Annotated in this window: 13 protein-coding genes; 3 read left to right on the top strand and 10 right to left on the bottom strand. The window is 66.0% G+C overall.

What is annotated here, in order from left to right:
• Positions 1 to 443, top strand: a 443-nt coding sequence (locus QMZ05_RS39635) for an amidohydrolase family protein (protein WP_353705694.1), incomplete at its 5' end; no start/stop codon positions are given.
• An 83-nt stretch (positions 444 to 526) separates the two neighbouring features.
• Here the strand turns inward: QMZ05_RS39635 and QMZ05_RS39630 are convergent.
• The 5 genes from QMZ05_RS39630 to QMZ05_RS39610 form a co-directional block, all read right to left on the bottom strand.
• Positions 527 to 793: a hypothetical protein gene (locus QMZ05_RS39630; protein ID WP_050424350.1), complete on the bottom strand. Its 267-nt coding sequence runs from the start codon at positions 791 to 793 to the stop codon at positions 527 to 529.
• Between the two features lie 157 nt (positions 794 to 950).
• On the bottom strand, positions 951 to 1607 hold the full coding sequence (locus QMZ05_RS39625) for an HAD family hydrolase (protein WP_353705693.1): 657 nt from the start codon (positions 1605 to 1607) through the stop codon (positions 951 to 953).
• A complete protein-coding gene (locus tag QMZ05_RS39620) occupies positions 1597 to 1974 on the bottom strand; it encodes a TIGR02301 family protein (RefSeq protein ID WP_050424352.1) in 378 nt (125 codons plus the stop codon). Before QMZ05_RS39620 ends, QMZ05_RS39625 begins: the two co-directional genes overlap by 11 nt.
• An 87-nt stretch (positions 1975 to 2061) precedes the next feature.
• Entirely contained in the window at positions 2062 to 2481 is a 420-nt protein-coding gene (locus QMZ05_RS39615) for an NUDIX hydrolase (RefSeq protein ID WP_353705692.1), read from the bottom strand.
• A gap of 45 nt (positions 2482 to 2526) precedes the next feature.
• On the bottom strand, positions 2527 to 3027 hold the full coding sequence (locus tag QMZ05_RS39610; protein ID WP_050424354.1) for a hypothetical protein: 501 nt from the start codon (positions 3025 to 3027) through the stop codon (positions 2527 to 2529).
• 62 nt (positions 3028 to 3089) lie between these two features.
• Between QMZ05_RS39610 and QMZ05_RS39605 the strand changes: the two genes are divergently transcribed.
• The gene (locus QMZ05_RS39605) at positions 3090 to 3851 is read left to right on the top strand and encodes an SOS response-associated peptidase (protein ID WP_353705691.1); all 762 of its coding nucleotides are present in this window, start codon (positions 3090 to 3092) and stop codon (positions 3849 to 3851) included.
• 254 nt (positions 3852 to 4105) lie between these two features.
• Here the strand turns inward: QMZ05_RS39605 and QMZ05_RS39600 are convergent, their stop codons facing one another.
• The 3 genes from QMZ05_RS39600 to QMZ05_RS39590 are packed head-to-tail and all read right to left on the bottom strand — an operon-like array spanning position 4106 to position 5403.
• Positions 4106 to 4492, bottom strand: a complete 387-nt coding sequence (locus QMZ05_RS39600) for a RidA family protein (RefSeq protein ID WP_050424355.1) — start codon at positions 4490 to 4492, stop codon at positions 4106 to 4108.
• Positions 4493 to 4495: 3 nt separating this feature from the next.
• Entirely contained in the window at positions 4496 to 4975 is a 480-nt protein-coding gene (locus tag QMZ05_RS39595) for a YeeE/YedE family protein (RefSeq protein ID WP_353705690.1), read from the bottom strand.
• Positions 4976 to 4977: 2 nt separating this feature from the next.
• Positions 4978 to 5403, bottom strand: coding sequence for a YeeE/YedE thiosulfate transporter family protein (locus QMZ05_RS39590; protein WP_353705689.1), 426 nt, complete (start codon positions 5401 to 5403; stop codon positions 4978 to 4980).
• Between the two features lie 213 nt (positions 5404 to 5616).
• Here QMZ05_RS39590 and QMZ05_RS39585 point away from each other — a divergent pair, with 213 nt between their 5' ends.
• Positions 5617 to 6051 carry a hypothetical protein gene (locus QMZ05_RS39585; protein ID WP_353705688.1) on the top strand — a complete coding sequence of 145 codons (435 nt, stop codon included), beginning with the start codon at positions 5617 to 5619 and terminating at the stop codon, positions 6049 to 6051.
• Positions 6052 to 6316: 265 nt separating this feature from the next.
• Here QMZ05_RS39585 and QMZ05_RS39580 read toward each other — a convergent pair whose 3' ends face one another.
• Together QMZ05_RS39580 and QMZ05_RS39575 are read right to left on the bottom strand one after the other, a co-directional pair.
• Positions 6317 to 6820 carry a mismatch-specific DNA-glycosylase gene (locus QMZ05_RS39580; RefSeq protein WP_353705687.1) on the bottom strand — a complete coding sequence of 168 codons (504 nt, stop codon included), beginning with the start codon at positions 6818 to 6820 and terminating at the stop codon, positions 6317 to 6319.
• Between the two features lie 13 nt (positions 6821 to 6833).
• Positions 6834 to 7799, bottom strand: coding sequence for a helix-turn-helix domain-containing protein (locus QMZ05_RS39575; RefSeq protein WP_353705686.1), 966 nt, complete (start codon positions 7797 to 7799; stop codon positions 6834 to 6836).
• Positions 7800 to 7858: the final 59 nt, after the last annotated feature.

The following is a 7858-nucleotide window of genomic DNA, read 5'->3' as shown; positions in this document are numbered from 1 at the left end:
TCATCGACGTGCTCGGCTCGGACCACGCGCCGCATACGCTGGAGGAGAAGGCGAAGACCTATCCGGCTTCGCCGTCGGGCATGACCGGCGTGCAGACGCTGGTGCCCTTGATGCTCGATCACGTCAACGCCGGGCGGCTGTCGCTACAGCGGTTCGTCGACCTCACCAGCGCCGGTCCGGCGCGGCTGTTCAACATCGCCTGCAAGGGTCGCATCGCGGCGGGTTACGATGCCGACTTCACCGTCGTCGATCTCAAGCGCAGCGAGACCATCACCAACAAATGGATCGCCTCGCGCGCGGCCTGGACGCCCTATGACGGCATGCGGGTGCAGGGCTGGCCGGTCGGCACCTTCGTGCGCGGCAAGCGGGTGATGTGGCAGGGCGAGGTGACGACGCCGTCGACCGGCGAACCGGTCCGGTTCCTCGAGACGCTGAAGGCCTAGCGCATCAAATGCGCTAGATTCTTATTTGACGCGTTTTCTTCACGCGAACCGGTGCCCACTTCGCTCGAAAACGCTTTGCGGGACTACTGCCGGGCGAGCGCCAGCGAGAACTCGCCATTGCGCACGCGCGCGGCGAGGCCCTCGGCGAACTTCGCCACCGCGTCCTCGCCATAGGTGTTGACGAGCTCGGCGAGCGCCGCGAACAGGCTCGCCTGCGCGAGGCAGTCGCCGTCGACGCCATCGTGACGCGCTTCCGCCCACGCCTCGTTCAGATAGCTCAGCGCGGCCTGCTTCTGCTCGTGATCGGGACGCGGATCGTCTTGGTGATGGAAGGACGCTGGATGGCGCATGAAACTCTGCAAAATGGATGCGCGCGGTTCGAGGAGCGAACCACTGCGAGACCCGTGAGGTGTATCACGCATGCGGGTACCGCCTAGCCCACTTCTTTCGAAAAGGTTAACGGCCGCCACGGCATTTAAACGGGTATTCCGGATATCCCCGCCGCCGTCAGCCAAATGAGCTGTGGATATGGTCCAGCACCGCGCGCGGCGAGGCGCACAGATGGCTGGCGCCGGCCTCGGTCAACTCCTCAACCGTGCCGTAGCCATAGGTGACGCCGATCGCGCGAATCCCGTTACGATTCGCGCCGATCACGTCGTGGCTGCGATCGCCGATCATCAAGGCCAGCGCAGGATCGGCCCCGGTCTGCTCCAACGCATAGGCGAGCAGGTCGACCTTGTTGACCCGGGTTCCGTCGAATTCGGAGCCGAATACGTGGTCGAAATAGCCGTTCAGGCGGAAATGCGCGACGATCCGGGTCGCGAACACGTGCGGCTTGGAGGTGGCCACGAAGATCCGGCCAGGCCGTCCGCGCAGCTCGGCCAGCACCTCTGCGATATCGGGATAGACGCTGTTCTCGAACAGGCCAACGTCGCCGAACCGCTCGCGGTAGAGCTCGACGGCGCGGTCGGCGAGTTCCTCGCCGCCGAGCAGCATCGCAAAGCTCGCCCTGAGCGGCGGGCCGATGCACCAGGTCAGCTCGTCCTGCGAGGGAACCGGGCGGCCGAGCTTTGCCAGCGCATACTGGATCGAGCCGGTGATGCCGGGCTTCGGATCGGTCAGGGTGCCGTCGAGGTCGAAGAAGATCGCCCGTTCAGTTGGCATAGCGGGCCGTCAGGTCGCGCGAGATCTTCGAGCCTTCCTCGATGTAGCGGCGGATCGCCACGCTGGCCGCGGGCGTGCAGGTCCGGTAGGTCTGCTGGAAGCCGTTGTAGCCGCGGTTGAAGCCGGCAACCATGCGGGCGCGGCGGTCGCCGGAGGGGGTTTCGGCATCGATCAGCGCCTGCATCTCGTTGCGCCATTTGGCGCCCTCGTTGGAGCCGCAGATGCCGCGCAGATAGTGCAGCGCGCCGAGGATCTCGGCCAGCCGCTGCAAATCGCCGTCGAACGGCGCAGCCGCGTCCTGCGCTCGGGCGGGCGTCGCAAGGCATGCCGACATCAGGATCACAACGGCGAGAAAGGCTCTGATCATCAGGGGTTCCGGAATGGCCGTGGTATGCCCCCTCAATGCGCCCGAGGCAAGGCGCAAGGGACCTGCAATATCGCCCCTAAACAGGCCTCAAACCAGCCGCCGGGCGGCCGCAATCACCTCATGGAGGCCGCCAGTGACCTTGAGGTCGCCGATCGCCTCTGGGGCCAGCCATTTGAAATCGTCGTGCTCGTCGTTCAGCACGGGCTCGCGGGAGGCCCAGCGCGCCGCGAATGTCATGATCAGGTAATGGCCGGTGCCGGGACCGGTCGGCAGCACCTCGCGCCAGCCGGCGAGGCCGAGGATCTCGACCTTAAGGCCGGTCTCCTCGTCGATCTCCCGGTGCAGGGCGGTGTGCAGCGTCTCGCCGAACTCGACCCGGCCGCCGGGCAGCGAATAGAAGCCCTTGCCGGGCGAGCGGGCGCGGCGGACCAGCAGCACCTTGCCGTCGCGGAAAATCACGCCGGACACGGCTAGCTGCGGGCGGATCTGAGGTTCGGGAGAGGTCAAGGCAATCAGGGCACCGGTTTCAAGACCATCATCCTGCCCGATATCTCAGGCGCCCGCCATGATCCTGTCGACATCGGCCTCTGCGGCGCCGTTGATGATACCGGCGGTCTGCATCACCAGCGGCTTGACCCAGACGATGGCCTGCTCGGCGAGCGCGACCCGGCTCTTGTCCTGCTGCAATTGCCGCATCGCCGCGCCGACTTCGGTCAGGATCCTGGTCATGCTGTCGGTCAGCTGGTCGAATTCGGCCCGGATCCCGGCATCCGCGGTCTCATAGGACTCGATCGCGAGATCACGTGCCTTGAAATTGGACGCGGTGAAATGCTCGGCATAGGACAGTGGCTGCCACTCCAGGAAATCGTCGGCGCATTCCGGCAGGTCCGGGACCATCTCCAGCAACATGATGGCTTCGTTGAAGTGATTGAGGTAGTCGGTCGCAAGCCCGGTGCGGGGATTGATGTTGGCGGCGCGCAACAAAGCCGCCCGCGCCTCGTCGGGGTACGTCGGTCGCGGGGAAGAGCCCGCTATGGCGGCCGTTGAGGTCATTGGTCGCAGTCTTTAACGGTCCAAGTTAAGGCTGAATAAACAGATACCACTCTGGACGGGATATGTGCGGACGCTTTGTCATTACCTCGCCGCCGGCGGCTTTGCGCGAAATGTTCGGCTACATCGAGCAGCCGAATTTTCCGCCGCGGTATAATGTTGCGCCGACCCAGCCGATCCCGGTGGTGCTGCTGCAGAATGGCGGCCGACATTTTCAATTGATGCGCTGGGGCCTGATCCCGTCCTGGGTCAAGGACCCCCGCACATTCTCGCTGCTGATCAACGCGCGCTCCGAGACGGTGCGGGAAAAGCCCGCCTTCAAGAACGCGATCAAGCGGCGCCGCGCGCTGATCCCGGCCGACGGCTATTACGAATGGCAGGATGCCGGCGGCCGCAAGCGGCCGTTCTTCATCCATCGCCGCGACGGCCACCCGGTCGCCTTCGCCGCGCTCGCCGAGACATGGATGGGGCCGAACGGCGAGGAGCAGGACACGGTCGCGATCGTCACCGCGCCGGCGAGCGCCGATCTCGCGCAACTGCATCACCGCGTGCCCGTCACGATCAGGCCGGAGCAGTTCGCGCGCTGGCTCGATTGCCTGCCCAACGATGTCGACGACGTGATGCCGATGCTGAAGGGGCCCGATGTCGGCGAGTTCGCCTGGCACCAGGTGACGATGCGGGTGAACGCCGTCGCCAATGACGATGCGCAATTGCTGCTGCCGATGACCGCGGAAGAGATCGCGGCGGAGGATGCTCCGGCGGCGAAGAAGGTAGCACCGCGCAAGGTGGCGCCGCGCGAGGATGACGGGCAGGGGTCGTTGTTTTAGCGATCGCTCGAAGACGCGGGCAGCACAGTCAGTTTGTTCGCAGCGCTCTCTCCACAGCGTCGTCCCTGCGGAAGCCGGGACCCATACGCCGCGGCGGATGTTGTGAACGGGACTCCTTGTAGCAGCCTCGCGCAACAATCGGCTCTTGTGGTTATGGGTCCCTGCTCCCGTGCGCAATTGCGCACTAGGCAGGGACGACACCGAGTTTGTTGGCGCGTCGGTGAATTATACGCCTTCATTTTCGCGCGCCTGCGTCACCCCTTCACGGACGCCACGCCTTCGATCTCGATCAGCATCTTCGGATTGGGCAGCGCCACCACGACGCAGGTGGTGCGCGCGGGATAGGGCGCGGGGCCGAACGCGCCGGCATAGAGCGCGTTCATCGCGGCGACGTCGCTGGCGCGCGTCAGCAGCACGTTGACCTTGACGAGATCGCGCATTGTCGCGCCCGCCTCGTTCAGCACGCGCTTGAAATTGGTCACGACATTGGCGAACTGCGCCTCGAAACCGTCGGGCAGCTCGCGGTTGGCGTCGAAGCCGGGAATGCCGGATATGAACAAGAGATCACCGACGCGGGCGCCGAACGAGAGCGGCGGCGCCTGGATGCCGGGCGGAGGTGGGAAGTGCTTGATCGCTGTCATGTGTCACCCGTCTGCGCGAGATGGAAGGGAAGCGGTTTCGGCGGCGCGCGGCGCCATTGTGCGCGGGCGCCAGAGATTCCTGCCGAACAGATTCTGGCCGATCATGCCTGCCAGCATCGCGACGACGAACACCACGATCGGCAACGAGAGGCCGGCGAGATTGACCAGCGCGGGGCCGGGGCAGATGCCGGCGAGGCCCCAGCCGATGCCGAACAGGATGGCGCCACCAACCAGCGGCGCATCGATGTCGTTGCGGTCGGGCCACAGGAAACGCGCCGAGAAGGTGGGCGCAGCGCGGCGCCGCGCGATCGCAAAGCCGGATGCCGTGACCGCAACCGCACCCGCCATCACGAAGGCGAGCGTCGCATCCCAGGCGCCGAACAAATCGAGGAAGCCGAGCACCTTCTGCGGGTCGGTCATGCCGGAGATCAAAAGGCCCGCACCGAAGATCAGGCCGCAGATGAAGCTTGCGAGAACGGGCATTGCTAGCCTCCGATCACGTGTCTTGCGATCGCAACCGTCGCGATCGCCGCCGTCATGAAGATGAACGTCGCCACGATCGAGCGGCCGGACAGCCGGGCGAAGCCGCAGACGCCGTGGCCCGAGGTGCAGCCGTTGCCCATGCGGGTGCCGAACCCGACCAGAAGGCCCGCGATCGCGATCACGACAACGCTCGCGTTCATCGCCGGCCGCGGCAGCGGCGCACCGAATAGCGCAGCGATCAGGGGCGCCGCGATCAGCCCCAAGATGAACGCGATGCGCCATCCGCGGTCGGCGGTATCGGGCTGGAGCAGGCCGCCGACGATGCCGGTGACGCCTGCGATTCGCCCGGTCAGCAGCATCAGCAGCGCCGCGGCGAGGCCGATCAGCGCGCCGCCGGCGAAGCCGGAAATTGGGGTGAAATCGTGCATCTGTGCAGATCCCTGTTGCGCAAACTCCTCAGCGATCCGGCAAAGCGGTGCGCGCGCATGCGCCAACGTCGCGCGGCTGCAGAGCCGATGATAGACTCCGCAAGATCAGGAACAAGCGCAATCCCGCATGTTTCGCAGGCGTTTCGACGATGCCTGCCGTCGGCTGGATTGCCGCGATTCGCATCTCGCCCTCACTTCGTCCGGAGAACCCCCATGAGACTGTCATCCGCCGCCCGCGCCGTGCTGCTCGCGCTGGCGCTGCTCACCGGATCGTCCGCCGCCCTGGCTGACGAGGGCGCGGTGACGCTCGTGATCTTCAAGGGCGGCTGGATCTTCGGCGGCTCCGCCGGCAAGGGCGTGCTGACCTTCAAGGGCCAGACCTACGGGCTCACCGCCGGCGGGCTGGATTACGGCCTCGTGTTCGGCGGCTCCCAGACCACGTTGCAGGGCCGGGTGCGCAATATCCGCCGCGCCCAGGATATCGCCGGCGTCTACGCCGCGGCAGGCATGGGCGTTGCGCTCGGCGCCGGCGTGCGCGGCATCCTGTTGACCAACCAGAACGGCGCGGTGCTCGAACTGAGCGGCAAGCAGATTGGGCTGATGGCCAATGTCGACCTCAGCGGGCTCGCGATCACGTTGAAGGAGTGAGGGGGGTCTCTTCCCCGCTCTCGCTTGCGGCAGAGCTCTCGCAGAATGCCTGCCTCCGCAGGGCGCACCGGCAAAAACGTGGAAAACAACCCCATGCAAAGTCGCCGGCGGCGCGCCCGCATTCGATCCGGCTTGACGTGTCGGGCAAATCAACGGCATAATTCTATTATTCGGAAATGGTTCAGACGCGCGCCGCAGCCATACGCGATTGCCTACGCTTGCGGAGCAGGAGACGGCAACGCGATGACGTGACACGATTGCCCTTCTACGCGATCCATTCGGCGAGCTCGCGCCACGGCTGCAGGCTCCAGTGTCCGGACGCCGCGCCCGACGGCGACGGCAGCACGAACACGTCAGGAAAATCGCTCGTCGATGGCTGCCGCCCCAGTGCAAGCGCGCTGGTCGGACTGTCGTAAAACAGGCTCGCCGCTTTCCTGCTGGTGAACGCGATGGTTTTCGGGCGATAGGTCTCGATCTTCGCTCTGAAGCCCGCGACATCGAACGACTGTCGCGCAATCTCGTGGTCCATTCCGGCGCCGGTCTTGGAGAGGTCGGTGAAGCCGATGCCGAGCGACAGCAATGCTGCGAACTCGTCCGGCCGATAGCGCCGCGGTGTGATCCCGGCCTCATGCAGCGCGCGCCAGAAGCGGTTGCCGGGATGCGCGTAATAGTGCCCGAGCGCGGCCGACCGCGCGCTGGCCGCAGTGCCGACGAACACCAAGCGCAGATTGGCGCGGAACTGATCGGGGAGGCGGTGGGCTTCATTCAAGGGCTGCAAAGCCTCACCGCAAGTTCGCACGCAATTCACGGACGCCGCGGCCCAGCCGCTCGCGCAGCAGTGTCCGCAGCGTGGCGCCGTCCTCATAGCCGACTTCGGCGGCGATCGCCTCGACGTCGAGGCCGCTGCCATGCAGCAGCGATTGCGCGCGCTCGACGCGGAGATCCTGGAAGTAGGACAGCGGCGACTTGCCGAGCACGGCCTCGCAGCGGCGTTGCAAGGTGCGCGGGCTGGTCGCGAGTGTCGCCGCCGCATCCTGCAATGAGAAGCCCTCCTTGAGGTGCTCGCGTGCCCAGCGTTCGAAGCGCTGGATCAAGGGATCGGCCTGCGCCAGATGGTTGGGGATGATGAAGACCGACTGCGACGAGCGCAGGTCGGCGAGCAGATAGCGCGAGACGACCGACGCCAGGTCCGGGCTGGCCTGCCGGATCAGCCAGAGCGCGAGATCGAGATGGCCCATCGCCGCACCAGCGGTGACGCCGATGCCGGAGGGGACCAGCATGCGCGTCTCGTCGAGCCGGACGTGCGGGTAGCGCTGCCGGAACAGCGGTGCGAGCCACCACGTCGTGGTCGCGTCCTGATGATCGAGCAGCCCGGTCTCCGCCACGATGAACGAGCCGATGCAGGAGGCCGCAATCCGCGCGCCGCCGGCGTGCCATTGCAGCAGCTGCTCCCTGGCCTGCCTGACGTCGCGCCGTTCAAGCGCAGGCACCAGTTGCTCCGGAAGTCCGGTGTTGAGCGCGGGCACGACCACCCAATCCGGCTTCATGTCTGCCGTGATGGCCTTGACCGGAATCCCGAGGCCTTGGCCGGAGCGCACTTTCCGGCGCACGCCATGGACCGAGACGTTGAAGCGGACCGTGCCGCCCAGTTGCAGTCTGGAAAATTTGTCGGCGAGGGACAGGGCATCGAGCATCGCCGTGAGCCCGGTATCCCACAATCCCTCGAGCGCGAGGATCGCGATGTCCATTGGCGCAAATGCCTTCAAAGTTGTCGTTGACGACAATCGTCGCACGGACGGTGCTGGGC

It is taken from the genome of Bradyrhizobium sp. INPA03-11B, assembly GCF_040446015.1.
Lineage (GTDB): Bacteria > Pseudomonadota > Alphaproteobacteria > Rhizobiales > Xanthobacteraceae > Bradyrhizobium > Bradyrhizobium macuxiense_A.
Note: the sequence above shows the minus strand (reverse complement) of the source record. Positions and strands in the feature narration are given on the sequence as shown.